Annotated in this window: 26 protein-coding genes and 1 tRNA gene; 6 read left to right on the plus strand and 21 right to left on the minus strand. The window is 63.4% G+C overall.

Annotated features, from left to right (window positions below):
- Nucleotides 1–12 precede the first annotated feature (12 nt).
- From B7X65_RS03370 to B7X65_RS03395, 6 genes are read right to left on the minus strand one after another with little or no spacing between them, the layout of a single operon-like run.
- On the minus strand, nucleotides 13–903 hold the full coding sequence (locus tag B7X65_RS03370; RefSeq protein ID WP_293592703.1) for an N-formylglutamate amidohydrolase: 891 nt from the start codon (nucleotides 901–903) through the stop codon (nucleotides 13–15).
- Nucleotides 900–1,952, minus strand: coding sequence for an oligopeptide/dipeptide ABC transporter ATP-binding protein (locus B7X65_RS03375; protein ID WP_293592705.1), 1,053 nt, complete (start codon nucleotides 1,950–1,952; stop codon nucleotides 900–902). The genes B7X65_RS03370 and B7X65_RS03375 overlap by 4 nt, the downstream gene beginning before the upstream one ends.
- Before the next feature lie 29 nt (nucleotides 1,953–1,981).
- Entirely contained in the window at nucleotides 1,982–2,959 is a 978-nt protein-coding gene (locus B7X65_RS03380) for an ABC transporter ATP-binding protein (RefSeq protein WP_293592707.1), read from the minus strand.
- A gap of 14 nt (nucleotides 2,960–2,973) precedes the next feature.
- Entirely contained in the window at nucleotides 2,974–3,903 is a 930-nt protein-coding gene (locus B7X65_RS03385; protein ID WP_293592709.1) for an ABC transporter permease, read from the minus strand.
- Nucleotides 3,900–4,877 carry an ABC transporter permease gene (locus B7X65_RS03390; RefSeq protein WP_293592711.1) on the minus strand — a complete coding sequence of 326 codons (978 nt, stop codon included), beginning with the start codon at nucleotides 4,875–4,877 and terminating at the stop codon, nucleotides 3,900–3,902. Before B7X65_RS03390 ends, B7X65_RS03385 begins: the two co-directional genes overlap by 4 nt.
- Before the next feature lie 57 nt (nucleotides 4,878–4,934).
- Nucleotides 4,935–6,506: an ABC transporter substrate-binding protein gene (locus tag B7X65_RS03395; RefSeq protein WP_349769855.1), complete on the minus strand. Its 1,572-nt coding sequence runs from the start codon at nucleotides 6,504–6,506 to the stop codon at nucleotides 4,935–4,937.
- A gap of 616 nt (nucleotides 6,507–7,122) precedes the next feature.
- Between B7X65_RS03395 and B7X65_RS03400 the strand changes: the two genes are divergently transcribed.
- A tRNA-Thr gene (locus B7X65_RS03400) sits at nucleotides 7,123–7,198 on the plus strand.
- A 96-nt stretch (nucleotides 7,199–7,294) separates the two neighbouring features.
- Here B7X65_RS03400 and B7X65_RS03405 read toward each other — a convergent pair.
- The 9 genes from B7X65_RS03405 to B7X65_RS03445 all read right to left on the minus strand — a co-directional run bounded on the left by B7X65_RS03405 (nucleotide 7,295) and on the right by B7X65_RS03445 (nucleotide 16,414).
- On the minus strand, nucleotides 7,295–7,990 hold the full coding sequence (locus tag B7X65_RS03405) for a hypothetical protein (protein ID WP_293592713.1): 696 nt from the start codon (nucleotides 7,988–7,990) through the stop codon (nucleotides 7,295–7,297).
- 22 nt (nucleotides 7,991–8,012) lie between these two features.
- Nucleotides 8,013–9,029: a site-specific integrase gene (locus tag B7X65_RS03410; RefSeq protein ID WP_293592714.1), complete on the minus strand. Its 1,017-nt coding sequence runs from the start codon at nucleotides 9,027–9,029 to the stop codon at nucleotides 8,013–8,015.
- The gene (locus B7X65_RS03415; protein ID WP_293592715.1) at nucleotides 9,026–10,165 is read right to left on the minus strand and encodes a replication initiation factor domain-containing protein; all 1,140 of its coding nucleotides are present in this window, start codon (nucleotides 10,163–10,165) and stop codon (nucleotides 9,026–9,028) included. The genes B7X65_RS03410 and B7X65_RS03415 overlap by 4 nt, the downstream gene beginning before the upstream one ends.
- A 219-nt stretch (nucleotides 10,166–10,384) precedes the next feature.
- Nucleotides 10,385–10,603 (minus strand): hypothetical protein, encoded by a 219-nt coding sequence (locus tag B7X65_RS03420; RefSeq protein WP_293592716.1) that lies wholly within the window; start codon nucleotides 10,601–10,603, stop codon nucleotides 10,385–10,387.
- 395 nt (nucleotides 10,604–10,998) lie between these two features.
- On the minus strand, nucleotides 10,999–11,664 hold the full coding sequence (locus B7X65_RS03425; protein ID WP_293592717.1) for a hypothetical protein: 666 nt from the start codon (nucleotides 11,662–11,664) through the stop codon (nucleotides 10,999–11,001).
- Between the two features lie 150 nt (nucleotides 11,665–11,814).
- The gene (locus B7X65_RS03430) at nucleotides 11,815–13,062 is read right to left on the minus strand and encodes an anthrax toxin-like adenylyl cyclase domain-containing protein (RefSeq protein WP_293592718.1); all 1,248 of its coding nucleotides are present in this window, start codon (nucleotides 13,060–13,062) and stop codon (nucleotides 11,815–11,817) included.
- Between the two features lie 211 nt (nucleotides 13,063–13,273).
- On the minus strand, nucleotides 13,274–14,533 hold the full coding sequence (locus B7X65_RS03435) for a putative Na+/H+ antiporter (protein WP_293592719.1): 1,260 nt from the start codon (nucleotides 14,531–14,533) through the stop codon (nucleotides 13,274–13,276).
- A gap of 130 nt (nucleotides 14,534–14,663) precedes the next feature.
- Nucleotides 14,664–15,176 carry an NUDIX domain-containing protein gene (locus B7X65_RS03440; protein WP_293592720.1) on the minus strand — a complete coding sequence of 171 codons (513 nt, stop codon included), beginning with the start codon at nucleotides 15,174–15,176 and terminating at the stop codon, nucleotides 14,664–14,666.
- 230 nt (nucleotides 15,177–15,406) lie between these two features.
- A complete protein-coding gene (locus B7X65_RS03445; protein WP_293592721.1) occupies nucleotides 15,407–16,414 on the minus strand; it encodes a metal-dependent hydrolase in 1,008 nt (335 codons plus the stop codon).
- Between the two features lie 217 nt (nucleotides 16,415–16,631).
- On the opposite strand from B7X65_RS03445, the gene B7X65_RS03450 reads away from it, so the two are divergent.
- Entirely contained in the window at nucleotides 16,632–17,069 is a 438-nt protein-coding gene (locus B7X65_RS03450; protein ID WP_293592722.1) for a hypothetical protein, read from the plus strand.
- 270 nt (nucleotides 17,070–17,339) lie between these two features.
- On the opposite strand, the gene B7X65_RS03455 is transcribed toward B7X65_RS03450, so the two are convergent.
- Complete coding sequence (locus tag B7X65_RS03455; RefSeq protein WP_293592723.1) at nucleotides 17,340–18,683, minus strand: hemolysin family protein; 1,344 nt, start codon at nucleotides 18,681–18,683, stop codon at nucleotides 17,340–17,342.
- Nucleotides 18,684–18,706: 23 nt separating this feature from the next.
- Between B7X65_RS03455 and B7X65_RS03460 the strand changes: the two genes are divergently transcribed.
- Entirely contained in the window at nucleotides 18,707–19,558 is an 852-nt protein-coding gene (locus B7X65_RS03460) for a symmetrical bis(5'-nucleosyl)-tetraphosphatase (protein ID WP_293592724.1), read from the plus strand.
- A gap of 107 nt (nucleotides 19,559–19,665) precedes the next feature.
- Here the strand turns inward: B7X65_RS03460 and B7X65_RS03465 are convergent, their stop codons facing one another.
- From B7X65_RS03465 to B7X65_RS03475, 3 genes are all read right to left on the minus strand, one after another.
- The gene (locus B7X65_RS03465; RefSeq protein ID WP_293593009.1) at nucleotides 19,666–20,571 is read right to left on the minus strand and encodes a YihY/virulence factor BrkB family protein; all 906 of its coding nucleotides are present in this window, start codon (nucleotides 20,569–20,571) and stop codon (nucleotides 19,666–19,668) included.
- Nucleotides 20,572–20,668: 97 nt separating this feature from the next.
- A complete protein-coding gene (locus B7X65_RS03470; RefSeq protein WP_293592725.1) occupies nucleotides 20,669–22,126 on the minus strand; it encodes a DEAD/DEAH box helicase in 1,458 nt (485 codons plus the stop codon).
- Nucleotides 22,127–22,277: 151 nt separating this feature from the next.
- The gene (locus B7X65_RS03475) at nucleotides 22,278–23,150 is read right to left on the minus strand and encodes a neutral zinc metallopeptidase (RefSeq protein WP_293592726.1); all 873 of its coding nucleotides are present in this window, start codon (nucleotides 23,148–23,150) and stop codon (nucleotides 22,278–22,280) included.
- 115 nt (nucleotides 23,151–23,265) lie between these two features.
- Between B7X65_RS03475 and B7X65_RS03480 the strand changes: the two genes are divergently transcribed.
- Both B7X65_RS03480 and pcp read left to right on the plus strand, forming a co-directional pair.
- Nucleotides 23,266–23,943, plus strand: coding sequence for a DUF4136 domain-containing protein (locus B7X65_RS03480; RefSeq protein ID WP_293592727.1), 678 nt, complete (start codon nucleotides 23,266–23,268; stop codon nucleotides 23,941–23,943).
- 93 nt (nucleotides 23,944–24,036) lie between these two features.
- Nucleotides 24,037–24,675 (plus strand): pyroglutamyl-peptidase I, encoded by a 639-nt coding sequence (gene pcp / locus B7X65_RS03485; RefSeq protein ID WP_349769854.1) that lies wholly within the window; start codon nucleotides 24,037–24,039, stop codon nucleotides 24,673–24,675.
- Here the strand turns inward: pcp and B7X65_RS03490 are convergent.
- Both B7X65_RS03490 and B7X65_RS03495 read right to left on the minus strand, forming a co-directional pair.
- Complete coding sequence (locus tag B7X65_RS03490) at nucleotides 24,668–24,889, minus strand: hypothetical protein (RefSeq protein ID WP_293592729.1); 222 nt, start codon at nucleotides 24,887–24,889, stop codon at nucleotides 24,668–24,670. The genes pcp and B7X65_RS03490 overlap by 8 nt on opposite strands.
- A 77-nt stretch (nucleotides 24,890–24,966) precedes the next feature.
- A complete protein-coding gene (locus tag B7X65_RS03495; protein ID WP_293592730.1) occupies nucleotides 24,967–25,338 on the minus strand; it encodes a hypothetical protein in 372 nt (123 codons plus the stop codon).
- Nucleotides 25,339–25,510: 172 nt separating this feature from the next.
- Between B7X65_RS03495 and B7X65_RS03500 the strand changes: the two genes are divergently transcribed.
- Complete coding sequence (locus tag B7X65_RS03500) at nucleotides 25,511–26,425, plus strand: delta(1)-pyrroline-2-carboxylate reductase family protein (protein ID WP_293592731.1); 915 nt, start codon at nucleotides 25,511–25,513, stop codon at nucleotides 26,423–26,425.
- Nucleotides 26,426–26,448 lie beyond the last annotated feature (23 nt).

The following is a 26,448-nucleotide window of genomic DNA, read 5'->3' on the forward strand; positions in this document are numbered from 1 at the left end:
GGGGTTCTCTGGTCAGGAAGGGATCTGGGCTTGGACGTAAGCGGCAATTTCAGCAGAAATGCCCGCCAGTGCGCTTTGCAGGGTGACAAAGTCCACGCTGCGGGCTCGGGTCTTTTCGTCCATGTAGAGGCCGCGGTGCAGTTCGACCTGCAGGCTGTGGCGGCGCTCGGCCGGCCGGCCCAGTCGGGCGATCAGCGCCACGCCCTTGAACGGGTCGTTGATGGCGACGCTGAAACCGCGCTGGCGGAATGCGCTGGCCACCATGGCGGTGAATTCGGGGGCGGCGGTGGTGCCGTCACGGTCGCCCAGCACCACGTCGGCCAGCGGGTGGTCGCTCTGGATCTGCAGGCTCTCGTACGAGTTGGCAGGCATTGAATGCAGGTTGAGGTGCCAGACAGCGCCAAAGCGCGCATAGGCCGCTTCAATCTGCGCCTGCATGGCCGCGTGGTAGGGCGCGTGGTAGCGGCTGATGCGGTTTTGCACCTCGGCGACGCTGAGCTTGCGCGCGTAGATGGGGTCTTGCCCGCCCTTGCTCGCGTCGCGCCAGATCAGGCCAATGCCCAGACGGGTTTTTTCGCTGGGGGCCAGGGGGGTGGGCCAGGGCGCGTCGAGCAGGGTGGCGTCCAGGTCTTCGACGTCGCGGTTGGGGTCCACATAGGCACGCGGAAAGTTCGCGGCCAGCAGCGTAGCACCGACCGACGGCAGCGCCTCCCACAACACATGCACATCGGTGTCTTCACCCTTGCGCAGTATTTCAAACGGCAAGGCGTAGCCGAAGTCGTCGGGGTACAGCGTGCCGCTGTGCGGTGAATCGCAGATCAGTGGCACGACGCCGGCTTCGGGCAGGCGCAGAGTGTAGGGGTCAAACGGGGTGAGGACGCGGGGCAGAACAGGATGGGTCATGAGGTCAGGCTGGACACGGCAGGCGCCGCGTCGTTGAGATGGCAGGCGCTGAGGTGGCCGGTGGCCAGGGTGCGCAGCGGGGGCAGTTCGATCTGGCAGCGCGGCATGGCGTGCGGACAGCGCGGGTGAAAGGCGCAGCCCGTGGGCGGCCGCAACGGTGAAGGCAGCTCGCCCTTGATGGGCTGGTAGTCGCGCCGCTGGGTGTCCAGCGTAGGCAGCTCCGACAGCAGGGCTTGCGTATAGGGGTGGTTGGGGCGGCTGAAAATCACCTCGGTGGGCGCGATCTCGACCACGCGGCCAAGGTACATGATGACCACGCGGTCCGACACATGGCCCACCACGCCCAGGTTGTGGCTGATGAACAGATAGGTCAGATCAAAACTGCGGCGCAACTCCAGAAACAGATTGAGCACCTGCGCCTGGATGGAAACGTCCAGCGCGGCCACGGCTTCGTCGCACACGATGAGCTGCGGCTTGAGCGCCAGCGCGCGCGCAATGCCGATGCGCTGGCGCTGGCCGCCCGAGAACTGGTGGGGGTAGCGCTGGCCGTAGTCGGGGTCCAGCCCCACCTGCCGCATCAGACCCGCCACGTAGTCGGCCATGCCGGACGCGGGCACCAGGCCGTGCACCACAGGCGCCTCGCCAATGATGTCGAGTACACGCATGCGCGGATTGAGCGAGGCCATGGGGTTCTGGAAAATCATCTGCACGCCCAGGCCGTAGGCTCGGCGCTCGGCGGCGGTCATGTCGGCCAGCTTCCTGCCCTGGTAGCTGACCTCGCCGGCCGAAGGCGGGTTGATGCCTGCAACGACGCGGCCCAGCGTGGACTTGCCGCAGCCCGACTCGCCCACCACACCAATCACTTCGCCGGCATGGATGTCCAGGTCCACCTCTGACACGGCCTGCACCACAGCGGGGGCATTGTGGGCGCCCAGCAGGTTGGCGATCTTGCCCGCCAGATCAACGGGCTGGACAAAACGTTTGCTGATACCGCGCAGTTGCAGCAGTGGCGTTCCGGCTGGCGGGGTGGGGGTCAAGAGGGCGTCCATACGGGTCATTCAGGTGGCGTTCAGGCCATTCAGGCAAGCGCGTGCCAGCAGCGGACGGTCTTGTGATGCGCAACCTCGGTGGGCTGCGGCACGGTCAGGCACTGGTCGGTGGCGTAGCCGCAACGCGGCCTGAAAGCACAGCCTTGCGGCAGTTGCAGCAGCGACGGCGTCATGCCCGGAATCTGCCGCAGCAGGCTGCCGTGCGTGGCGCGCGTGGGAATGGAGTTGATCAGCCCTTGCGTGTAGGGGTGCGAGGGGCGGTGCACCACGTCTGCCGTGGCGCCGCTCTCCACAATCCGGCCGGCATACATCACGGCAATGCGGTCCGCCAGACCGGACACCACCGCCAGATCGTGGGTGATCCAGATCATGGCCGTGCCGGTTTCGCGGCAGAGCTTTTGCACCTCATACAGGATCTGCGCCTGAATGGTGACGTCGAGCGCGGTGGTGGGCTCGTCGGCAATGATGAGCTTGGGCTGGTTGAGCAGCGCAATCGCAATGGCCACCCGCTGGCGCATGCCGCCCGACAACTGGTGCGGGTAGGACAACAGGCGTTCGGCGGGCGACGGGATGCCCACCATCGCCAGCGCATCCTGAGCGCGCGCGCGGGCGGCGGCCGGGCTGACTTTCTCATGCGCGTGAATGGCCTCGACCATCTGGGTGTCCACCCGCAACACCGGGTTAAGCGTCATCATCGGGTCCTGGAAAATCATGGCGATCTCCTTGCCGCGCAGCTGCTGCAGGCGTTTTTCGGAGGCGCCCACCAGCTCTTCACCCAGGTAGCGGATGTGCCCGCCCGCGATGCGGCCCGGCGGGTCAATCAGGCCAATGATTGAAAAACCGGTGATGCTCTTGCCTGAGCCGGACTCGCCGACCAGCCCGAGAATTTCGCCGGCGTTGACCTGCAGATTAACCCCGTCCACGGCCTTGACCACGCCGCCATGCGTGAAAAAATGGGTTTGCAGGCCGCTGATCTGCAAGACCGGTGTGCTGTGTGAACCGTCCATGATTGGCTGCGCGCTCAATGTGCGTTATGCGGGTTGAGGATGTCGCGCAGGTGGTCGCCCACCAGGTTGATGCCGACGATGGCCAGGGCCAGTGCTATGCCCGGGAAGAACGAAATCCAGTAGTGGCCGCTGAGCATGAACTCAAAGCCGTTGGCAATCAGCATGCCCAGCGAAGGCTCGGTCACCGGCACACCCACGCCCAGAAACGACAGCGTGGATTCCAGCGCAATGGCGTGAGCCAGGTCGATGGTGGCGATCACGATCAGCGGCGGCAGGCAGTTGGGCAGCATGTGGCGCAGCAGGATTCGCGGAGAACCCAGCGCCATGCATTGCGCAGCCTCCACATACTCCTTGGCGCGCTCCACCAGCGCCGCGCCACGTGCGGCGCGTGCAAAGTAGGCCCATTGCACAATGACCAGCGCGAGGATGACCTTGTCCACCCCCTTGCCCAGGATGGCCAGCAGGATCAGCGCCACCAGGATGGAGGGGAAGGAAAGCTGGATGTCGACGATGCGCATCAGCAGCGCATCCACCCAGCCGCCAAAATATGCAGCCGCCAGCCCCACGATGCTGCCAATGACCAGCGCCGCAGCCACCGAGATGCCGCCCACCATCAGGCTGGTGCGCAGGCCGTAGAAGATGGCCGAGAGCAGATCGCGCGCTTGGCTGTCGGTGCCCAGCCAGTAAGTCATGGTGCCAGCGGCGTCCTTGCTGCCCGGTGGCAGCTTGGAATCAAAAATGTCGAGCTTGCCGATGTCGTACGGGTTCTGCGGCGATATCCACGGGGCGAACACGGCCACCCCCATGGCAAGCAGCAGGAGAGCCAGGCCGGCCACCGCGAGCTTGTTGGCAAAAAACTCGCGGCGCAGACGCTGCCACGGCGTTTCAGGGGGCGGTAGGGGCGTGGGATCAATCACCACCGTGGGGGGCGTCAGGGTAGTCATGCCTTGGCTGCCTGCAGGCGCACGCGCGGGTCGAGCACCGAATAAAGGATGTCGGTCACCAGGTTCAGCATGACCAGAAAGAAGACGATAAGGATCAGGTAGGCCACCACCACCGGCCGGTCCAGCGTGATGATGGAATCCAGCAGCAGCTTGCCCATGCCCGGCCAGGCAAAGATGGTTTCGGTCACCACCGCAAACGCCACCACCTGGCCAAACTCCAGCCCGAACACCGTGACGATGGGGATCATGATGTTCTTGAGCAGGTGCACGCGCAGGATGCGGCTCCAGGTCAGGCCCTTGGCACGGGCAAACTTGATGTAGTCCATGGGCAGCGCCTCGCGCGTGGCGGCCCGGGTGACGCGGATGATCAGCGCCGCCTTGGCCATGGCGATGGTGCAGGCCGGCAGGATGAGGCGACTCCAGCCATCGAGCGTCAGCACGCTGAGGTCGAGCGGGCCCAGCATGACCGTCTTGCCGCGGCCGCTGGCCGGCACCCAGCCCAGGTACACGGCAAACACCATGATCAGCATCAGGCCCACCCAGAAGTTGGGCAGCGAAAAACCCAGCACCGAGCCGGTCATGATGCCGCGCGTGCTCAGTGCGTCAGGCCGCAAGCCGGCCCAGATGCCCAGGGGCACACCCACCAGTCCGGCCAGCGTCATCGCCACCACCGCCAGCTCCAGTGTGGCCGGCATGCGCTCCAGAATGAGGCCCATGGCCGACTGCCCCGTGAGGAAGCTCTTGCCAAAGTCAAACCGCACGGCGTGCGACATGAAGATGGCGTATTGTTCCAGCAAGGGTTTGTCGAGGCCGAAGTTGGCCCGGATGGCGTCGCGCTCCAGCTCCGTCGCTTCGGGGCTGGCCATCATGGAGACCGGGTCGCCCACCACATAAAGCCCGACGAAAACCAGGCCCGACATCACGGCCATGACCAGCAGGGCCTGAAGCAGGCGGCGAATGATGAAAGCAAGCATGGATTGAATGGCCCGCCACCGGGGCGGCGGGCTTGCGGGTTGCGGGGTAACCGGGGCTTACTTGACGACGGTGGCGTACTGCACCATGGTCTGCTGGTCAGCACGCCCCTTGAAGCTGATGCCCTTTTTCATGGCCCACACCGAATGCTCGAAGTGAATGGGCAGCATGGCGAAGTCGGCCATGGCAACCTCACTGGCCTTGGCCAGGGTGGCGGCGCGCTGGGCATCGTCCATCTGGTTGGCCGACTCGGCGACCAGCTTGTCCATTTCAGGGTTGGAGTAGCGGCTGCGGTTGGTGGTGCCCTGCCCTTTTTCCTTGTTGGGGGTGACCAGCAGGGAGTTGAGCGTGTTGGACATTTCACCCGTGGACGTGCCCCAGCCTGCCATGTAGGCGCTGTAGGAATAGGCATCGCGGTTCTTGAAGAACACGGCGGGAGCGTTGGAATCGATGGTGGTCTTGACACCCACGCGCGTCCACATGGAGGCCAGCGTCTGCGCAACCTTGCTGTCGTTGATGTAGCGGCCGTTCGGCGAGCCCAGCACCATGGTGAAGCCACCGGGGTAGCCAGCGTCCTTCAGCAGGGCCTTGGCCTTGTCGGTATTGACCTTGGCCGGCGTCACCAGGTTCTTGCTGGCGCCAAACATCGGGTAAGGCAGAAGCTGGGCGGCCGGCGTGCCCACGCCACCCATGATGCGGGCCACCAGGGCCTGCCGGTCAATGGCCAGCGACAGGGCTTCGCGCACGCGCTTGTCGAGCAGCGGGTTCTTGCCGTTGGTCCCTTCGATACCCGGCGTCTTGTCGCCGTTCTGGTCGAGCGCCACGTAGATCACACGGTTGGACGCCTTGGTTTCCACCGTCAGTTTGGGGTCTTTTTGCAGGCGCTCAAGGTCGTCGGTGGGCGGGTCTTCGACCAGGTCCACGTCGCCGGCCAGCAAGGCCGCCACGCGCGCGGCGGGGTTGCTGATGGGCCGGTAAATAACCTTGTCCCAGGCGGGGGCCGGGCCCCAGTAATGCGGGTTGCGCTCGAAGATGATTTCGCTGCCGCGCTTCCAGGAGACAAAACGGTAGGGGCCTGCGCCCACCAGACCGCTGCCGGAATTCAGCTCGGTGGTGGTCTTGCCTTCAGCCGCCGGGCCGGCCACCGCCTTGGCCGACATGATGGGCAGACCCACCATATTGATCGCCAGCAACGGGTAAGGCTCGGACGTGGTGATGCGCACCGTGAGCGGATCGACCGCCTCCACCTTCTCCACCTTTTGCAGGTACACCTTGAATGACGAAGGGCTGTTGGGCACCTTGGCCACACGGTCCAGCGTGAAGACCACGTCTGCAGCGGTGAGCGGCGAACCATCCGAGAATTTCACATTGGGCCGCAACTTGAAAGTCCAGCTCTTGCCACTGGCCGTCCACGACTCCGCCAGGCAGGGCTTGATGGCCAGATCAGCATCGGCACACACCAGGCCGTCGAACAGCGTTTGCGAAAGCTGGATGTTGGGCGTGAGGGCGTGGTACTGCGGGTCCATGGAGGTCGGCTCGGTCTTGAGCGCCACAACGAGGTCGCGGGCATAAGCTCCACTCGACAATACGGTGATGGCGGCCATTGCGGCGGTCATCACCCCGCGACGCATGCTCGGTCGGACAGCGGAGTTGACGGGCATCTGGAATTCTCCTGAAGGATTGCTGAATGGAATTAAGGAAAGATTGGCTTCGTGAACCACGTTAGCAAGAAACAAGCCCGCCTCACCTCATTGATGTAACAGCATAACCAACAGCGCCCGGGGTGATACCGGGAATAACCCGCTGATGCGACCAGACGTAACCGCGGGCTTGGGGAAGTCACGGCGGTTCATGAGGCCGGCCAGGTGACGGCATGCATGATCTTCTGAATTCCGGGCACGAAAGACGCCGTGCGGGAAGACCAAAGTCCAGGCGTATGCAGGCCACGGCAGCCTGCGCGACGCGCGTGCTGCAGGCATGCCGACCGGCGGCCCGGATTCGCCACGCCAGTTTGCTGGACGACGCACCAGCGATCAGCCCGGTGAATTCTGCCGGGCTATAATCGCAGGCTGTAATTCAGGAAGCGCTGAATAAGTCCTGGTGGATGCGCGGCAGGCGGATTGGGATGGGATGCAAGGCGGATTTCGCAGCCAATAGCCGGCTATTGGCAAGAAGTTCAACGCAGCAGCCCGCCCAAGTCCGGCTGATTGCGCGCCGCAGGGGATTTATTCAGCGCTTCCAAAATTCGCCGGTGTAGCTCAGTCGGTAGAGCAGCTCATTCGTAATGAGAAGGTCGGGTGTTCGATTCATCTCTCCGGCACCAAATGAAACGCCCCTAGCTGTCATGGTTAGGGGCTTTTTCATGTAACTAACGCGTAACTCAACGACCATTATGCGTACTAGGGTTAGCCGAGACAAGCTACTTTGGACCCTCAAGAAGAAATTTCTTAGCGGCCTCAAGGGCAAACTCTCTCGCTTCCTTTGATTTCCCCAACACCTTTAGACCGGTAAGTAAGCGCCCCCCGGCCATCCGATACCAAGTACCTCGATTGATCGTTGATGCGGCTTCCTGGAGATCACTAACAGTCTTTTTCAGGACATTCATCGCTTCTTCAAGCTCACTATTTCGCTCGGCAATATCGGTCAAACGTGCTGAAAATTCCGCCAATTTTTCGTTCAAAGAGTTCGCTTCTTCTCGCGAAAAAAAACCACTCAACTCCTCTCCTAAGTTGGCAAGTCGTTCTTCTACATGCGCCTTGAGCTCTGAAATTTCCTTTGCAAAAGGATTCACAGCAATCAACTCCTCTCGAATCCTTTCCGTCCAAGGTATCAAGCGATTGACCCCAGATTCAAAGCTAGAGATACCGATAGTTTCCGGCGTTAGAAACTTACTTCCGGGCGCCTCAATACACCAGACGTTAGCACTGTCATTACGCGCTAAGATTTGAAAACTAAATTTGGGATCTGGCAAAAACGTTATCAACACAATCCGGTCATCTGTTCCCGTGAATTCAACTGAATAGTTATCGATACCAAAATAGGTGCTCTCCAATAGCCCGATAATTTTCTGCCTGCTTGCCGCTCTTAACATGTCGTCCTCCTTGGTGAATTTCACCGATGGTACCTCCAGATTCGATCTAGTTTGCACGGATGGCTCCCGCACTGAGCAACGTATCCAACCTATTAGCTGCAGCTTGCAATCCTTCCGGTGCAACATGCGCGTACCGCTCCACCATAGATTGCGTTTTCCATCCTCCCAAGCGTTGCAGTTCGTGTGTGGGCGTGCCCGCTTCACGGTGCCAAGTAGCGAACGTATGTCGCAGGTCATGCCAGCGAAAATCATGAATCCCTGCCCGCAGCAATGCGTTGCGCCAAGCCTTGGTATTGACCTGGACAATCGAGTTGCCTTCATACGTGAAAACGTGGGTTGGGTGATCGCCCTGCCTCCGCTGCAACACATCTAACGCAACCTCATTCAACGGCACAGAATGCGGCCGACCGTTCTTGTGGTCGTTGCCTGCCACCCACAAATGGCGACGCTCAAGGCTGATCTGCTTCCATTGCAAGCGCGTCACGTTGGCCTGCCTCAGCCCTGTAGCAACGGAAAACTGCGCCATGTCCGCAAGGTGTGGCGGCAGTTCGGCCAGCAGGCGACTGAACTCTTCGCGAGACAGTGACCGAATCCGGCCCTCTGCATCCCGGAACATACCGACCTTCGGAGCGCGATCTATCCACTCCCACTCGTTGCAAGCCTTCCGAAGAATGGTTCGCACCAGTGCCATGTAACGATTAACCGTGGCCGTGCTGACACCCTTCCCCCTGACCACCCTGACCTGATCGAGCAGCGCCCGATTAATGTCAATCAAGTCTTTCCCCCCTAGAAGGGGCTGAAACCAGCGCAACATAGACTTGTCCCATTCATGCGTGCGCTTGTGGCTGGTTTCCTCCAGAAACTTGGCCGCAGCCTCGTCCCATGTGTAATGCGGCTTCACGCCGAGCTTGTCTTGCTCCCAGCGTTCAGCCATGAGCTTGTCGTGATACTTCTGTGCATCGCGCTTGACGGCTGTGCCGGTGCTTTTGAAGAATGGCTTTAGCTCACCCTTGATCGGCGCGAACTTGACCCACCAGTATTTCTCTCGCTTGTAGAGGGTCATGACGCCCCCGTCAGTTCCCGATCAAGCATCGTCGGGTTTTGCTTGACGTGATAGCTGTAAGCGTCAATGCGTGCAGGATAGCCAGGACGACGCAGGCTTTCGACAACCCCAGCGAAATCGCCACCGAGAACGTCAAGCATCAGGTTGATGGTCTTGCCGCAATGGCGCTTGGCATTTTCGACTGCGGTGTCATAGGCGATCTGCCCACCCTTGGCAATCGTCTTGATGACGGACTGCTCCTCAGTGAGGAAGGCAAGACAGGGATAAGCGCCCGCCAGATAGTGACCCGGACGCGTGAGCACGTCATAGGGGATGTAGCGATCCTGCGCACGCCATTCGACCTCGATGCGCGTCCATGGGCTGGTGGCTTCCCCGAGCTGCTTTCCCTTCTCGTAGATGCGCGCATATTTGCCGCTGCTCCGGTTGCCTATGCCGAGCGTTCGCCCCTTGGTGGACGCTTCCCCCTCCAGCCAGTCGCCAAACAGCGTATGGGTCGGTTTGCGGCCTCCAGCGTTGAAGCCTTCTCCCCGGTACTGATCGACGGCCCACGCGATGCTGACGAGCTTGCCCTCCATGTCGTCATAGGCCACGTCTGCGCGTTTGATAACGGCCTTGTGCGCTTCCAGCCATACCGCAAATCCGGGCCAGTCTTGGAGCATTGAGCAGCCCTTGCCCATGAGGCTGAAATAGACCCGCCCTCGCTGGCTGTCCCCACCCCAAGCAACCATACCGGCGCCATCGCCAAAGCGTGCCGAGCGTTGAAAGCCGAACAGGCCTTTACGTTGTTCGACAGAGCCGAGGTCAAGAAATTGCGCCATCTCCTGCAGCACCCATACATACGATTTTTCGTCAGGCGGCACCACCGAAAAAGCCAATGCATCGATGAGCGCGACGTGCGTTGAAACTGACTCCAGCGGATCGAGGTGTCGGGTGATACCTATGCCCCGACTTGTGGCGAACATTTCAACGCGTTCACCGGTTTCGTCATCCACAGCTACCGGCTTATTAACCTTTCTCCCCGTGGTTACTACACGGGGCAGGCGCTGCGCATCGGCGGAGTCCCCGCAGAGCGGGACCCCTCCGCCGATGGCGCAGCTTTGCCTAGTGTCGGAATTATGAGAAGTTGAATCAAACATGCGAACTCCAGATTCTTGGGTTCGCTTATGCAATGCAGCAGCGAACCCGGTTGAAGGGATTCGCAAACGCATTGGTGCTTGATAGTCGGGTCTCAGGCCCTCAGGCCGCGCGAGACAAATTAACCGACAGAGCGTTTTCGTGACCGGGACGCCATACCCGTTATTTGCAACCCAATGCTATGCGAACCGCTCATGCACCGTCAAGGCGGTGTTGCTAATTCACACAGCCTTGGCGTCGGCGTCGTCTGGTTCGTTGTCTTCCGGCGAGCGAAACGAGTACGTCACACGCTTGGCGGAAGTGTCGTAATTAACGATGACTTTGAAGCGTGGCCCGAGCAACTGGAGCAACATCGGGTCATCCGACAGCTTGTCCGCAATGCCCATCACGTATGGCTGGGCACGGCCAGCAGGTAAAGGTATGGTCGGCTTCTGCTTCATGCCCGCACCTGGCGAACAGCCGTTTGTCTTTCAAGGCGCGGCACATGCCAACCCAGTGCGACCAATGCGCCCGCGACGGAAAACGTCACAGCGCCAGCACCTCCATGCGGGTTCAGCTTCGCTTCGCTTACATGGGGGCAGGCCCCCATACCCCAAAGAAATTTGACTCTCATTCTCGTAACTCCAGTGTTGCTCGATGACAGCAAACAGATGGAGTTACGCGTTATGACCTCAGAGGCGAGGACAGTCTAGGAGCCGTTCGTAATGAGAAGGTCGGGTGTTCGATTCATCTCTCCGGCACCAAATGGAAAGCCTCTGTTTCGAAAGGAACAGAGGCTTTTTCATGCAGTCAACTTGTAACCGACAAAATGGCAGCTCAGTTCTTTGAAGGTGATTTACCCATTGAATTTTTGCCTGATTGCAGCGGCAACTTTTAGAGCCGGAATGGGAAGCTCATCTTGGCTACGCGCTGTGATCTCTGCTACCGGCTTGGCGTGCGCAATTTTTAAGACACGGCGTTCTTCCTCTCTAATTTGCTGATCTGTTCGATCCAACAAAAGAGAGGCCAAATCGCGTAACTCCTTGGCGCCGTCATCACCAAACATAAAGCGCCCCGGATCAACCGAAATGTGAGTAACCGAAGCCGCTACACCTTCACCACGAACCCAAACCCACACTTGGTTGTCCTCCAAAGGGTTAACTGAATGCGCAATTGATCTATCGCGAAGGGCTTTAAAGTGGTCATGAGCTATCTTCATTCCAGGCGGTAACTCCTCTAGCCACTCTCTAGGTATTCCTTGGCGAACGCCTGTACCAATAGTTCGCCCATATCGGACAACCGCGGCCTCAACGAGATCCGAGACCGCAGATCTTTCCTCTATCCATTTAAGCGGTTCCCTTTGCATAAGGTTTTGCAACTCTGGCGCGATTCGCATAACCCTGTCGCATATCCGTATCACGGCTTTCAGATCTTGAGATATACCAGTGAGGTCCGAAAGAGCCTGAGCCTCAGGTATCGAAAAATCGAAGCGGCGAGAAAGCGCTATCTCCGGTATTTGCATGGTTAACCTTTGATGTTTGAATTGCCGCCTCCGCCCCAGAAGCTGCAAGCTGCAGATCGTGTGGCGCGAAACAGGTACCCAACGCAGCCGCGCCACTTTATCAAGAATCCGTTGGTTGTCTCTCCTCCAAAAAGAGGAGACGCCTCGGTTTCACCGCGCCCGGTGAATCGCCGCATTGTCATAAACGACGTAATCCGCCTCGTACTGCTTGACCCAGGCGTTCCACCCGATGTGCCCGTTGGCGCCCTTCCCCGTCTTGGTTGACTCGATGAAGTGCGGGTACATCTCGCCGGGCACCCAGGCGATCAGGTCTTCTTCGACATCGCTGCGGAAGGGGTTGCCCAGGTCGTCGTTGTGGTGGAACATGTCGCCGCCCTTGTAGCCGTTGGCGCGGATGCGGCGGTTCATCTCGCGGGCGGTGTGCAGGGTCAAGGCCGAGATGTTTCCTTTTTCACGGTCTTCCGTGTACTTGCCGTACACATGGTGGGTGCGCGCGACGGCCTGCTTCATCGTCGCCTTCTGGAGCTGGCCGACACGGTCCTTGATGCCCTGCGACACGCCGGGCACGGCGGCCGAGAAAACCTGCATCTGCCTGTCCATGCCGTGCATCGCGAGCGAGCGCGTGCTGGCCACTGTGGAATTGCGCTTCGCGAAAACGCCCCACAGGTCGTAGTCGCCGGTGCAGCAGCGGCGGTGCGGGTCGTGCGGTGTTCCGCCGGGTGCCGTGTTGGCCATGCCGCGCGCGAATGTCCATTGTCCGCCGTCGGCCAGGGTTGTATTGACGCCTGCGGCCCGTTTGAAGTTGTCGCGATGCAGGATGCCCCAGGTGGCGGAGCTACCTGTCTTTAGATTAGCCAGGATGAACATCAGGCGGCCGAAGGGCGAATCGCAGTAAATCCGGGCACCGTCGTACACGGCCTCGAACTGGATGACGTTCTGGCGCTTGAGGTACTCCAGGCGCGGCTTGGAGAGTTTGAGGATGTCGGCCTCGGCCATGGAAGAGTGGGCCTGCCCCGCCAGGGCAGCGACGCCGCCAACGTCGGTGGCCAGGAAACCGGTGTCGCTGCGGGCGTGATCGAAAAAGTTCTTCTGCTTGTTGTAGGCCGCGAGCGAGGAGCCGTCGGCAAATTTCGAGTACTCGATATGCGCCATCGCGAAGCCGGTAAAAGGCCCCCAGTCGCAGCTCTTGGCCTTGATGCCGAACCCCTTGGACGAGTAGCCTTCGTCCAGCAGCTGGATGCCGGCCGGCGTCGCGCAGCGCGAGATGACGATGCGCTCAAGGTCATTGGCGACGGACTGTATCGCCAGCCCGTGCGAGGGGTGGACGCCGGCGCGCTCCAGGATGGGGCCCGCGGGCCCCGGGACTTTCCATATCTCTGAATTGGTGATTTTTGGCATGGCAGTGTCCGGTTCTGCTTTTGGGAAATCAGCTGCTTGCGGTTCTAACCATGCTGGTCTGCAAAGTCAAGCGCACCGGCGCACTGCCTGTGCGCAAGGGCGGAACCCGCCCCGGCCCGGCTTTATGAAAAAAAACAGGGCCCGAGCCTTCGCCAGCCGGGCGTCATCAGCTATCAAGAAGATAGCAATCGGCAGCACCCGCCCTGCCCCGCTACAGAAACAGAAAAGCCGCCGCAGCCACCGCTGTCGGCCCCAGGGCGCCGAGCAGCAGACCGCCGGCACCCACGGTTTCGTCGGAGAAGCCGCGTTTGAGCAGTGCCACGCCGGCCGGGTTGGGCGCGTTGGCAATCACGGTGAGGCCGCCGCCTGCCACCGCGCCGGCCACCAGCATGTACTTGGACTCGTCGGAGATGCCGGCGATCAGCGAGCCCAGGTAGGTCAGCGCCGCGTTGTCGGTGATGGCGGTCAGGCCGAGTGAACCCATGAACAGCGCCAGCGGCTGCAGGCTGGCCACAATGGGCTGCAGCCACCAGGCCTGCATGCCGCCCAGCACCACCAGCCCGGCCAGGAAGAAGCCGACCAGCAGCGCCTCCTTGATGATCAGCGGGCTCTGGTGCCGTTCATAGGCCTGGGTGAAACCGAGGAACAGCAGGAAGATCGCGAGAAAGGCCACGGGGTGATGCGCCATCAGCACCACCGCGGCGAGCAGGCCGATGTGCACGGCCACCACCGACAGCGGCATGCGCACTTCCCCGCCCCTGGGCGCAGGCTGCGTGCGCAGGTGCCGGCGCATCACGAAGGTGGCGGCGGTGGCATTGATCACCACCGCAATGGCCGCCTTCCAGCCGAAGTTGGCCGCCATGAAGGCGCTGTCCCATTGCCAGGCGGCAGCCACCATGAGCACGGGCGGGGCCGCGTAGGCGGTCAGCGTGCCGCCGATGGACACGTTGACAAACAGCACGCCGAGCGCGAAGTACTTCACGCCTTCGGGCACGGTGGTGCGAAAGATCTGCGGCGCCAGCATCAGCGCGGCAATCGTCATGGCCGCCGGTTCGGTGATCAGCGAGCCGAGCAGCGGCACCGCGGCCAGGCCCAGCCAGGCGGTGGCGATCGGCGTCGGCACCGGGATGTAATGGGCCAGGGTGTTGACCGAGGCCATCACCGCGCGCAGCACCGGCCGTGACGCCGCGATGACCATCACCACGAAGACGAACAGCGGCTCGGTGTAGTTGCGCGACTCGGCATAAGCCAGCGCGTCGCCGCCGCCCACCAGCAGCGCCATGCTGAGTACCAGCACGATGGCCCAGAAACCGAAGACGACCTCGACCTCGCCAAGCAGGTGAAAGAGCCCGGCATGGCGGGGAAAGCGGTGGGACAGCCGCTCGAACTGTTTGGCGGCAAAGGTGTGCAGCAGGGCCACCGCAAAAATGGCGGCAGCAATCACCTGGATATTTTCAGGGGTCGAAGGCATGGGCGCAGATACTCCGCGTGGCGGCCCGACCGACGCATACCTGCCCTGGCGCGAATGCGCTGACACCCGATGCAAATTTTAACAGGGGGCCTGGCGCGGCTCGAACCGGGACATCGACCGGAACACAGCGTCAGCTTCGGTGCTGCAAGACCCACTTCGCATAAACACGAACATACTCATGCACCGCCGTGTCGGTTTCGGCCTGTTCCAACGCGAGCCACTGCCACCTGGCATGTTGTTCGCCGGTGCCCTGCGGCAACTGGAGATGTTTTTCCTCGCCCTGCGTCAGCTGCAACCACAGCGGCAGGTTCACGTAATGGGTGGACACCTTGGGGTCAAAGGCGCTGTCCGGGTAGAAGTGGTCCCAGGTGCCCATCAGTGTCGCGCGTTCGAGCACTGATGCGGGCAAGCCCAGCTCGTCGTGCGCAACGCGCAGTTTTGCATGGGCCAGGGGCTCGTTTTTCCGTATCCGGCCGCCCGGCGTGAACCACCAGCCGCGGGCCGGCGCGTTGTTGCGCAGGCCCAGCAACAGCTGGCCGTCGGTGTTGGTCAACACCAAGTCGATGGACACCAGCGGCAAAGCCGCGCAGGCTGCAGAAAACTGGGCAATGGGTAACGGAAGGGGTAAGGGTGGCAAGCTCATGGATCGTTTTCGCTAACGGCACATTCTCGACGATGGCTTGCACCTCCAGGTGAAGGTGAAGGCGGCGCCCGCCACCGCTGGTCCGCCGGCATGGATCCCGGATCAGGTCCGGGATGACAGCCCGGGGCGGGCCCGGCTTGATTTATTGAGCAGAATCGGGCCCCAGCCCAATCACCACCTGCGCCACCAGCTATCAAAACAGTAGTGGCGGCCGGCCCACCCACCGGCCCTCACCGCGGTGGCGGCAGCGGCTCGCCCCACATGCGCCGCCACAGCCAGGGCAGGGCCGTCGCCACGTCGGGCCGCGCGCTTTTGAGGGTGGGTACATGGCTTTGCGCGGCGCGAGCGGCGGCGGTGCCCAGGTCGAAGTGGAAGGTGTAGGCCGGCTCCTGGCCCATGCGCAGGTCGGTGACAAACAGGCGCCCGCCCGCTTCCGACAGGCGGAAAAACCCGTGGCTGAAGGCCGCGATGCGCGCCACCGGCGGGTCCTGACCGTGCAGCGTGATCAGCTCGGCGCCGCGGTCGTGCGCGGTCCAGGTGATGCGCGGTGATACGTCGAGCAGCGAGTAGTGGCCTTCAAAATACTGCGTGGGGGTGGTAGCCACCAGGCGCCACAGCAGCGTGTTGAAGGGCGCGGGCGTCACCAGCAGCGCATTGGCGGTGATGCCCTCGGCCTGCAGCGAGCTGCGCGCCACCCCGGTCGCCTGCTGCTGCGCCAGCACGCTCCAGCCCAGGTAAAGCGTGCTCAGCACCAGCGCCGCCGCGTTCCAGCGCAGGCCGCGTGCGCTTTGGAGCCGCAGCGCGGCCACCACGCCGACGATCAGCGGCACGGTGTAAAGCGGGTCGATGATGAACACGCTGCCCACGCCGAACGGGTAGTTGGTGAACGGCAACAGCAGCTGGGTGCCGTACACCGTCATGGCGTCGAGCAGGGGGTGGGTGATGAGCACCAGCCAGAGCGCCAGCCACCAGCGCTTGAACAGCGCGCCCTCGCCGTGCAGGCGCGAGACCCCCCAGGCCAGCGGCGGCGCGGCCAGCGTGAGGTAGAACAGCGCATGGCTTTCGGCGCGGTGCAGCGTCATGTTGAGGATGGCGTTGCCGTGGTCGATGAAGGCGTCCATGTCCGGCAAGGTGCCGGCCACCGCGCCCCACAGCGCGGCCTTCCACACGGCGGTGCGCCGGCCCATGACGGCCACGCTCACGGCCGAACCCAGTGCAATTTGCGTCAATGAATCCATGGCGGGCAGCTTAACGCAGCGGCCCGCTGGCAGGCGCAGCGTGTGGCCCTTGCCCCCTGACCGGGCCGTGGCGTTGGGCGCGCAGCGGACGACTGCCCCGTGCGCGTACGCCCCGTTACAATCTCGCTGCCTGATCGCCGGCATGTGACCACCGGCGGCCTCTGGTGCGGCATCACGGTGCGGCCAGAAATGTGTCACCGCCTACCGGGTTCCAACCATGACGTCCATCAAGACCCTGCTCGTGCTCTCCACCACCTTCGCGCTGCTGGCCTGCAGCTCCATGGGCAGCACGCCCATGAGCAGCGACAGCACGGTGACCGAGGCCACGTCCAAACAACTGGCGGGGGACGTGCCGCTGCCGCAGGGTGCGGTCATCAAGCAGCAGGACACACTGGTCATGGGCTCGGGCAACACCTGGATGGGGCGGCTGAGCCTGACGGTGCCGGGCGAGGCGCAACCGGCGTTTGCCTGGTTCCGCGACAACCTGCCCGCCGCCGGCTGGACGCTGACCTCGAGTTCGTTTTCCAAACTCAGCCTGCTGACCTTCACCAAGGCAGAACGTGTGGCCACGGTGCAGATGCAGGGCAGCAACTTTGGCGGCAACGAGGTGCTGATCACGGTGGCGCCGGCGGTGCGGCCGGCCAGTCGGCCATAAGCTGGCCCTACGCCGGCCGTCAACCGGACTGCTATTGAATCAATAGCTTCCTGCGCCCGTCCTGCTTGGGCTGGAGTCCGAAAACGCTGTAAAAATTTAACTACTCAGATGGTCTGGGCTGGTTTTGCTCCCTCTCCCTCTGGGAGAGGGCGGGGGTGAGGGATGGCGGTCTGTGCAGGGAGGTATCGTGGGTTGTGGCTTGCTGGCCCTACTTGAGTCGTTACGTAAAAATAAGGCCTGCGGCCCGATAACTCTTTAAAGCAGGCTCTTTCAGGCCGTCTCATCCGGCTGGCCGGCAATCTGGCTGACCAGCACCTTGTCGATGCGTTTGCCGTCCAGGTCCAGCACTTCAAAACGCCAGCCCGCGGCGTCCACCAGATCGCCGGTGCCCAGCAGGCGGCCTGACACGCTTTGCAGCAGGCCGGCCACGGTGTTGTAGCGGCCCCTGTCCTCGTCGGGCAGCTCCCGGATGTCGAGCCTGGCCTTGAGCTCGGACACCGGCATCACGCCGTCAATCAGCCAGCTGCCGTCGGCGCGGCGTGTGGCCCAGGCATCCACCTGCGCGCCGGGCTGCAGCTCGCCGGTGATGGCTTCGAGCATGTCGATCGGGGTCATCAGGCCCTGCACCACGCCATATTCGTCGACCACAAACACCATGCGGGTGGACTGGGTGCGAAACTGCTCCAGCAGTTCCATGCCGGTCAGCGTTTCAGGCACAAACATGGCCGGAATCGCGTAGGTGTCGATGCGGTCGGCCAGTGTCGGTGTGATGCCGGTACCGGTTTCCTCGCCGACCGGCTGGATCTGGCCGCGCAGGGCCAGCAGCTTGGCAATGTTCACCACACCCACCACGTCGTCGAGGCTGCCGCGGCACACCGGGTACCACGAGTGGCCGGTGGCGCCGGCCTTGACAATCGCCTGCGCCACGGTGTCGCTGGCATCCAGCCACTCGATGTCCGAACGCGGCCGCATCAGCGAGGTGAGCAGCCGGTCGTCGAGCAGAAAAACGTTCTGCACCATCTGGTGCTCGTGCTCCTCGATCAGCCCGGCATCGACGCCCTCTTCCAGGCTGGCGGCAATTTCCTCGTCGGTCACGGTGCGCTCGCCGGCGTTGTCCACCCGCAGCAGCTTGAGCACGCTGTGGGTGCTGAAGGACAGCAGCCGCACAAAAGGCTTGGCGCCGGTGGCCACCCACATCATGGGGCGCGACACCAGCCGCGCCACGGTTTCGGGGTAAAGCTGGCCGATGCGTTTGGGCACCAGTTCGCCAAACACAATGGTGATGAAGGTGATGACGGTGACCACCAGCGCGGTGGCCGTGATGTCGGCCGCGCGCGTGGAGGCGCCGAAGGTCTGGATCCAGCTTGACAGGCTGCCGCTGAAGGCCGCCTCGCCGATGATGCCGTTGAGCATGCCGATGGAGGTGATGCCGACCTGTACCGACGAGAGAAACTGCGTCGGGTTCTCCAGCAGTGTCAGCGCCGCCCCCGCACCCTTGTCGCCCGACTCCGCCATGGCGTTGAGCCTGGCCTTGCGGCTGGAAGCGAGCGCCAGCTCGGACATGGCAAAAACGCCGTTGAGCAGGGTCAAAAAGGCGATGAGGATGAAATCCATGGATCCAGAGGCAGAATGAACACATGGCACTTTACTTGATTGGCGACCTGCAGGGTTGCAACGAGCCGCTGCAGCGCCTGCTGCGCAGCGTGGATTTTTCCCCCAGCCGCGACACGCTGTACCTGCTGGGCGACCTGGTCAACCGCGGCCCGGACTCGCTGGGCGTGTTGCGCAGCCTGTCCGCCCTGGGTGATGCGGCGCAGTGCCTGCTGGGCAACCACGACCTGAACCTGCTCGGCATCCGCCACGGGCTGCGCAAGCCGCACCGCAGCGACACGGTGCAGCAGGTGCTGGACGCACCCGACTGCGAGCCCCTGCTTGACTGGCTGCGGCACCGCCGCATGGCCATGCTGGAACACGGCTGGCTCATGGTGCATGCCGGCGTACTGCCGCAGTGGAGCGCCGCGCAAACCATGGCGCTGGCCGGCGAGGTCGAGCAGGCACTGCGCGGCCCCGATCTGGCGGGATTTCTGAAAGCAATGTACGGCAACACACCGGACCAGTGGCAGGACACGCTGGCCGGCGCCGAGCGGCTGCGCGTGATTGTCAATGCCCTGACACGCATGCGTTTTTGTACCGCCGACGGCGCCATGGAATTTGCCACCACCGGCAGCACGCAGACGGCGCTCCCCGGTTACCTGCCGTGGTTTGAAGTGCCGGGCCGGAAAACGGCCGGTCTGCCCATCGCCTTCGGCCACTGGTCCACGCTGGGCGCCGAGACCGTGGCCAGCGGGTCCGGCCTGCTGGCCAACACCTTGCCGCTGGACACGGGCTGTGTCTGGGGCGGCTGCCTGACGGCGGCGCGGCTGGGCAGCAAGCCCGGTCAGTTCGAGTTGATCCGTGTGCAATGTCCGCAGGTCCAGGCACCGGGCTGAGTGCTGCCGGAAATTCAAGGAAATCCAAGCATTTCAGGCTTCCAGCCCAATGACTGCGGACGCCATCTGCTATCAAAAAAGCAGCAAACCAGCGGCCTACCGGGCACTCAGGCGGGGGCCGGGCCGGCTTTCCTGAGCGCCGCCTCGTCGGACAGGGCGCGCGCCACACTGGCCGAGAGCAGCAGCACGGCGGACGAGAAGTAGATCCACATCAGTAGCACCACCAGCGAGCCGGCCGCGCCGTAGGCAGACACCACGGCCGCGGTGGACAGGTAAATCGCCATCAGGTACTTGCCCAGCGCAAACAGAATGCCGCCGGCGATGCCGCCCATCACCAAGTAACGCATGGCAGGTTTGGGCCCGGCGCTCATGCGCATCAGCGCGACGAACAGCCCCGCGGAAAACGCCATGGACACCAGCTCGTTGATCACCACCGCCACGCGCTCCAGCGGCATGTAGCTGCCGGCCCAGGTGGTCAGGAAACTCAGCACAGCGGAGATCACCAGCGACACCAGCAACAGAAAACCAAAGGCCAGAATGTAGGCAATGCCGCGCACGCGCAGCGACGCGCCGTACCACCACTTCTGCTGCGGCGGCACGCCGGTGTCCTGGCGCCAGAGCCGCTCGAAGGCGTCCTGCAGTTCGGCAAACACGCCGGTGGCACCCGACAACAGCAACACAAACGCGATGCCCGATGCCAGCAACCCCTCCGACGGCTCCTGCGCGCTGGCCAGCGCCTGCTTGATCATCTGCGCGCCCTGCTCGCCGATCACGCCGCCAATCTCCCGGATCAGGCTGCTTTCGATGTAGCTGCGGTCCAGCCACCAGCCCAGCACGGCCACCAGCAGCACCAGCAGGGGCGCGAGGCTGAGAATGCCGTAGAAGGACATGGCGGCACTCATGCGCAGGCCGTCCGCGTTCATCCACAGGTCGACAGCGCGGCCTACCGGGCGGAACAGGGTGGGAAAGGAAGAGCGCTGGTAGGCGCGGCGCAGGCCAGCGTAGGAGGGCATCATGGCCCCAGCTTAGCCCGGCTGACGGTGCAAAACCATCGGACGCCTGCGCGGGAAACAGTAGGCCCCGGCTGACTGCCGGCGGCCTCCTGCTGCCTCAGCTGCCTGTCTTGAACAGCGCAGCGACTTTTTTCTTAGGCTTGATGTTGGCCGACACGCCGCGTGCGGCGCCGCCCTTGGCGGCCGCTTCCCAGGCCGGCTGCGCTTCGGCCGGCAGGCTGGATTCGTAAGGCTTGTCAAAGAAGGGGTCGCGCGAGGCCGACTGGCGTTGCGGCGGTGCCTCGCGGCGTTCCCGGCGTTCCGGCCTGTCGCGCTGGGCCCCGGCCTCCTCGCGCACGGGCTGGTCGCCGCTGTCGCGGTACATGCGCCGGCCGTCGTTGATGCGGCCCTGCTCCTTGATGCGCGGCTGGTCTTCCTCGAACTCCATGGGTTCGAGCTCGATCTTGGTCTTGATGAGTTTTTCGATATCGGTGACCAGGCGCTGGTCGCTGGCGGCCGCAAAACTCACCGCCAGGCCGGAGGCGCCGGCACGGCCGGTGCGGCCGATGCGGTGCACATAGTCTTCCGCGTTGAAAGGCACGTCGAAGTTGAACACCGCCGGCACGTCCTTGATGTCCAGGCCGCGCGCGGCCACATCGGTACACACCAGCAAATCGACTTCGCCGCTTTTGAAGGCCTCGAGCGCTTTGAGCCGCTCGTCCTGGCTTTTGTCACCGTGCAGTGCGGTGGTCTTCAGGCCTTCGCGCTCCAGCGAGCGGGCCAGGCGCGCACAACCGAGCTTGCTGTTGACAAACACAAAGGCCTGCTTGATGCCGCGGGTCTTGAGCACCTGGTGCAGCGCGCGGCGCTTGTCGTCGGCACTGACGGCGTAGAAATGCTGCTCCACCGTGGACGCCGTGGCGTTGGAACGCGCCACCTCGATGGTCACCGGGTCCTGCAGGAAGCTGGATGCCAGGCGCTTGATCTCGGGCGAGAAGGTGGCGGAGAACAGCAGGGTGATGCGTTGCTTGGGCAGGTAGCTCAGGATGCGCTGCAGGTCGGGCAGAAAGCCGATGTCCAGCATGCGGTCGGCCTCATCGAGCACCACGTACTCGACCTGGTTGAGCACGGTGTTCTTGGCTTCGATGTGGTCGAGCAGGCGGCCCGGCGTGGCGACCAGCACCTCCACGCCTTTCTTCAGCTCGGCGGTTTGCGGCTTCATGTCCATGCCGCCGAACACCACCGCGCTGTTCAGGTTGGTGTACTTGGCGTAGAACTTCACCTGCTCGGCGACCTGCACCGCCAGTTCGCGCGTGGGCAGCAGCACCAGCGCACGCACCGGATGGCGCGCGGGCGAGGTCGAAGCGTTCTCGTGTTTCATCATGCGCTGCAGCAGCGGCAAGGCGAAAGCGGCGGTTTTGCCGGTGCCGGTCTGGGCGGCGCCCATCACGTCCCTGCCCTGGAGAACGACCGGAATGGCCTGCTCCTGGATGGGGGTCATGGTTTCGTAGCCCATTTCGGCTACGGCGCGGGCCAGCGGTTCTGCCAGCGAAAGGTTCGAAAAAGATGATGTCATTTAGCCTGCTATTGTCGCACTTTGGGTGACAAAGGCATTTCAGCCGGCCCGCCGCCCGGTCGGGCCTGCGGATGACCGGGCTCCCGTCGCCTGGATGCTATTCATTTAATAGCTGCTTGCGCATACAGGACGTGGGCTGAAAGCCTTTTTTCTATAAATTCCGGGCGGAGAAGGTGTCGCACGCCTTGACATTGCCCTGCTGCAAGCCGTTGTTGAACCAGCGCGCACGCTGGGCGCTGCTGCCATGGGTAAAACTCTCGGGCACGATGGCGCCGCCGTTTCCGCGCTGCAACGCGTCGTCGCCGATCTTCGCGGCGGCATTCATGGCCTCCTCGACGTCGCCCTGCTCCAGGATGGCACGGGCGCGCTGTGCGTGGTGCGCCCACAAGCCGGCAAAACAGTCGGCCTGCAACTCCAGCCGCACGCTCATGGCGTTGTATTCGGTCTTGCTGACACGGCCGCGCATCTGGTCCATCTTGCCGGTGATGCCCAGCTGGTTCTGCACATGGTGGCCGACCTCGTGCGCAATCACATAGGCCTGCGCAAAGTCGCCGGGCGCGCCCAGCTTTTTCTGCAGGGTTTCATAAAAGCCGAGGTCGATGTAGACCTTCTGGTCGGCCGGGCAATAAAACGGCCCCATGGCCGCCTGCCCCTGGCCGCAGGCCGTGGCGGTGGCGCCGCGAAACAGCACCAGCCGCGGCTCCTGGTAGGTGCTCCCGCCCTGGGTGAACACCACTTTCCAGACGTCTTCGGTGTCGGCCAGCACGGTGGATACAAAACTGGCCATGCGGTCATCCGCCGGCGGACGCTGGGCGGGGCCCTGCTGCACCTGCGCCGTCGGGGTGCCGCCGCCGCTCAGCAGGCTCAAAATGGTCAGCGGGTTGATGCCGAAAATCCAGCCGCCCACCAGCGCGATCACAATCGTGCCGATGCCGATGCTCCGGCCGCCCAGCAACCCGCCCCCTCCGCCTCCACTGCGGCGGTCCTCGACGTTGTCGGATTCGCGGTTGCCTTCCCATTTCATGATTGACTTTCGTTGGCGTCGGCGCCGCAGAGGCGGCGCAAACTGTGCGGATTACTTTACTTGAGCTTTCAATTCAGAGACGGAACATTTTGTTCGTCGCAGCATCCCATTGAACATGAACAGCCTTCTTGCACGCGCGCGTCTTTTTCCCGTCCTGCTGTCAGCCTTATTGCTGAGCGCCTGCGCGAGCCCGCTGGTGACACAGGTCACCAGCTTCAACCAGTGGCCCACTGACGCTGCCGGCGCCAGCTTCAGCTTCATCAGGCCGCCACCCAACCGCCTGGGCGCGCCGCAGGAGCTGGAGCAGGCCACCTATGAACGGTATGCGCAGCTGGAACTGGAAAAACTGGGGCTGCGGCCTGCCGCCGCGGGCCAGCAGGCGCGCCTGCTGGCCGAGCTGAGCACGGTCAACCAGACCCAGCAACGGACCTATCTGCAGCCGGTGTATGAAGACCCCCTGGTGTTTTACCCGCCGCGCCGCAACGCCGCCGGCCAGTATTTCCCGGGCTTCTGGGCGCCCAGCCGCTTCGGTCCGACCTATGTGGGCGACCGGGTCGTGCCCTACACCGTGCAGTTCAGCCAGCTCAACCTGCGTCTTCTCGATACCCGCAGCGGCCCGCCGGGGCAGCCCCGCGCCGTGTTCGAATCCCGCGCGGTGTATGAAGGCAGCGCCAGCCTGCCTGCGGTCATGCCTTATCTGGTGCGCGCCGCGCTGGACGGCTTTCCCGGCCAGAACGGGCAGGTGCGCCAGGTGCGTTTCGACCGGGAAACCGGCGCACTGATCAGAAAATAAGCGCCTTGCACGGCCCCGGGATCGACGCTGCCGAGCGCAGGGTCCGGCCTGCTTCACAATGGTGGCATGCCACGCCCGACGACCTCCCCGCCCCTGCCACGCATCCTGCTGACCGGTTTTGACGCCTTCGGCGGCGACACCCTGAATCCGAGCTGGCTGGCGGTCCAGGCGCTGCACGGCCGGCGCATCAGCGGCCATCAGGTGGTGGCCGCCCAACTGCCGACCGTGTTTGAGGCCTCGCTGGACGAACTGCGGCGATTGCTGCGCACGCACAAGCCGGCGCTGGTCATTTGTGTCGGTCAGGCCGGCGGGCGCGCCGCCCTCTCGCTGGAGCGTGTGGCCATCAATGTGAACGACGCACGCATTGCCGACAATGCCGCCGCCCAGCCGGTGGACACGCCCGTCGTCGCCGGCGGGCCGGCCGCGTATTTCAGCACGCTGCCCATCAAGGCCATGCTGAAGGCGCTGCAAAAACAAGGCATTGCCGCCGAGGTCTCGCAGACCGCCGGCACCTTTGTCTGCAACCATGTGTTTTACGGACTCATGCACATGCTGGCCACAGGGCGCGGCTTCAAGCGCACGCGCGGCGGCTTTGTGCATGTTCCCTTTCTGCCCGGCCAGGGCCAGCCCCACATGGCGCTGGAGGACGTGGTGCGCGGGCTGCGTGTGGCCGTGCGCACGGCAATCACAACGCAGCGCGACATCACGCAGGGCGCGGGAGCGATCAGTTGATTTTTTGGGGAGCGGGCTCGTCCCGCAGAAGCCGCCAGACCAGCCAACTGCCGATCAGCGCGTTGCTGAGGGCGAAACCGCCGACGATCAGGGTGGCCCAGGTGTCCAGCACCCGGTTGTGAACAATCCAGGCCAGCGCGGCCGACAGGGCATTGAGCGCCATGGCCATCCAGAACAGGGGATTGCGGGGCTGAAACAGGCGGGATAACTTCATGCAGGGAATGCTAACCGCTGCCGGCGCCCCTTCCTGGAACCGCTCTGTCTGGTACAGCCGGAAAAATAGACCCGGGTTTAACGGACAGCGCTGAAGGAGACCGGGATCAAACCCATGTTGTCCGCGGAAGTCTTGGCCTGTCCGCCGGCCAGAACCGCGCCTGCCGGCTCATTGCCGGCCAGGGTGGACTTGGCGCCGTCGTTGTACACGTCGGCCCGGGCATGTCGCATGCAGTTGCTGAGGGCCGCACCGCGCAGGGTTTCCACACAATAAGCCACGGCGGTCTGCTGGGAGGCCAGCAGGGAGTCACGCGCCTGGGCCTTTTTGACTTCGCCGCCGGCCACCATGGCCATGGCCGCCAGCAGGCTGATCATCAGCACCACCCCGGCGCCCAGATAAAGGTATTCACGGGGAATGGCATTGACTTGGGGCATATGGGTGGAAAACATGAAACAGACTCCTCGTTGCGACTGTTTCGATGTTATGAATGCGCCCTGGACATTCAACGCGGGGCATTGCCCGTGCCGATGTAGGATAAAACCGCTTCCAGCAAACACGCCCTGACCGGTCCTTTGCCGATGCCACAGGCGGGGGATGCGCAGGCTGGCTTACCATCCAGCCATGACCGATTCGCCCATCCTGCTGAGCGCCGCGCAGACTGCGGCCCGCCTGCCCTACCCTGCCTTGCTGGAAGAAATCGTGCGCCTGCTGGGCGATGCCTCGGTGCAGGTCCCGCAGCGTCTGGTGCAACCCCTGGCCGGCGGCGGCAGCCTGTTTGTGATGCCGGCCTCGGACAGCCGGGTGGCCATGACCAAACTGATCACCTTCACGCCGGCCAACGCCGGAACCGCGCGAGCCACCATCCAGGGCGATGTCGTGATTTTTGACATTGCCAGCGGCGAACGCCGGCTGGTGCTGGACGGCCCGACGGTCACGGCGCGGCGCACCGCGGCCGTCTCCGTGCTGGCGGCGCAGCGACTGGCCCCCAACACCCGCGGGCCGCTGCTGATCGTGGGCGCGGGGGTGCAGGGCAAGGCCCACCTCGACGCCTTTGCAGAAGTCCTGCAGGTTCGCGAAGTCGTGATCGCCTCGCGCAGCGTGTCCAGTGCGCTGGCCCTGGTGCAGCATGCGCAAGCACGGGGCCTGCAGGCCCGTGTGGTGCAGGACGCTAACACCGCGCTGGCCGACTGCCCGCTGGCGGTGACCTGCACGCCGGCCCATGGCGTGGTGCTGGGCAGCTTGCCGCGCCCGGATGCGTTCATCAGCGCGGTCGGCGCCTTCACGCCGCAAATGGTGGAGCTCGGTCCGGACCTGTGCCGTCACTTTGCGCAGCAGGGCGCGGTGTTTGTGGACACCGCCGACGCAAGCCATGAAGCGGGCGATTTGCTGCAGGCCGGTCTCGATGTGAGCCGCTTTGCAACGCTCGCGGACGTGCTGGCCCAGGGCACGCAGCGGCCAGCCGGGCCAGTGCTTTTCAAGAGCTGCGGCTGGGCCGGCTGGGACCTGGCAGCCGCGCGGACGGCTCTGGCGCGGTAAAAAAAGCGCCTGTCGTCACGTCC

Source organism: Polaromonas sp. 39-63-25, from assembly GCF_002278925.1.
Classification (GTDB): Bacteria; Pseudomonadota; Gammaproteobacteria; order Burkholderiales; family Burkholderiaceae_C; genus Polaromonas.

Bases quoted from the DNA above. Each gene is read 5' to 3' on its own strand.
- B7X65_RS03370 (WP_293592703.1), bottom strand. From the start codon at position 903: ATGACCCATCCTGTTCTGCCCCGCGTCCTCACCCCGTTTGACCCCTAC.
- B7X65_RS03375 (WP_293592705.1), bottom strand. From the start codon at position 1,952: ATGGACGCCCTCTTGACCCCCACCCCGCCAGCCGGAACGCCACTGCTG.
- B7X65_RS03380 (WP_293592707.1), bottom strand. From the start codon at position 2,959: ATGGACGGTTCACACAGCACACCGGTCTTGCAGATCAGCGGCCTGCAA.
- B7X65_RS03385 (WP_293592709.1), bottom strand. From the start codon at position 3,903: ATGACTACCCTGACGCCCCCCACGGTGGTGATTGATCCCACGCCCCTA.
- B7X65_RS03390 (WP_293592711.1), bottom strand. From the start codon at position 4,877: ATGCTTGCTTTCATCATTCGCCGCCTGCTTCAGGCCCTGCTGGTCATG.
- B7X65_RS03395 (WP_349769855.1), bottom strand. From the start codon at position 6,506: ATGCGTCGCGGGGTGATGACCGCCGCAATGGCCGCCATCACCGTATTG.
- B7X65_RS03410 (WP_293592714.1), bottom strand. From the start codon at position 9,029: ATGACCCTCTACAAGCGAGAGAAATACTGGTGGGTCAAGTTCGCGCCG.
- B7X65_RS03415 (WP_293592715.1), bottom strand. From the start codon at position 10,165: ATGTTTGATTCAACTTCTCATAATTCCGACACTAGGCAAAGCTGCGCC.
- B7X65_RS03420 (WP_293592716.1), bottom strand. From the start codon at position 10,603: ATGAAGCAGAAGCCGACCATACCTTTACCTGCTGGCCGTGCCCAGCCA.
- B7X65_RS03425 (WP_293592717.1), bottom strand. From the start codon at position 11,664: ATGCAAATACCGGAGATAGCGCTTTCTCGCCGCTTCGATTTTTCGATA.
- B7X65_RS03430 (WP_293592718.1), bottom strand. From the start codon at position 13,062: ATGCCAAAAATCACCAATTCAGAGATATGGAAAGTCCCGGGGCCCGCG.
- B7X65_RS03435 (WP_293592719.1), bottom strand. From the start codon at position 14,533: ATGCCTTCGACCCCTGAAAATATCCAGGTGATTGCTGCCGCCATTTTT.
- B7X65_RS03440 (WP_293592720.1), bottom strand. From the start codon at position 15,176: ATGAGCTTGCCACCCTTACCCCTTCCGTTACCCATTGCCCAGTTTTCT.
- B7X65_RS03445 (WP_293592721.1), bottom strand. From the start codon at position 16,414: ATGGATTCATTGACGCAAATTGCACTGGGTTCGGCCGTGAGCGTGGCC.
- B7X65_RS03450 (WP_293592722.1), top strand. From the start codon at position 16,632: ATGACGTCCATCAAGACCCTGCTCGTGCTCTCCACCACCTTCGCGCTG.
- B7X65_RS03455 (WP_293592723.1), bottom strand. From the start codon at position 18,683: ATGGATTTCATCCTCATCGCCTTTTTGACCCTGCTCAACGGCGTTTTT.
- B7X65_RS03460 (WP_293592724.1), top strand. From the start codon at position 18,707: ATGGCACTTTACTTGATTGGCGACCTGCAGGGTTGCAACGAGCCGCTG.
- B7X65_RS03465 (WP_293593009.1), bottom strand. From the start codon at position 20,571: ATGCCCTCCTACGCTGGCCTGCGCCGCGCCTACCAGCGCTCTTCCTTT.
- B7X65_RS03470 (WP_293592725.1), bottom strand. From the start codon at position 22,126: ATGACATCATCTTTTTCGAACCTTTCGCTGGCAGAACCGCTGGCCCGC.
- B7X65_RS03475 (WP_293592726.1), bottom strand. From the start codon at position 23,150: ATGAAATGGGAAGGCAACCGCGAATCCGACAACGTCGAGGACCGCCGC.
- B7X65_RS03480 (WP_293592727.1), top strand. From the start codon at position 23,266: ATGAACAGCCTTCTTGCACGCGCGCGTCTTTTTCCCGTCCTGCTGTCA.
- B7X65_RS03490 (WP_293592729.1), bottom strand. From the start codon at position 24,889: ATGAAGTTATCCCGCCTGTTTCAGCCCCGCAATCCCCTGTTCTGGATG.
- B7X65_RS03495 (WP_293592730.1), bottom strand. From the start codon at position 25,338: ATGTTTTCCACCCATATGCCCCAAGTCAATGCCATTCCCCGTGAATAC.
- B7X65_RS03500 (WP_293592731.1), top strand. From the start codon at position 25,511: ATGACCGATTCGCCCATCCTGCTGAGCGCCGCGCAGACTGCGGCCCGC.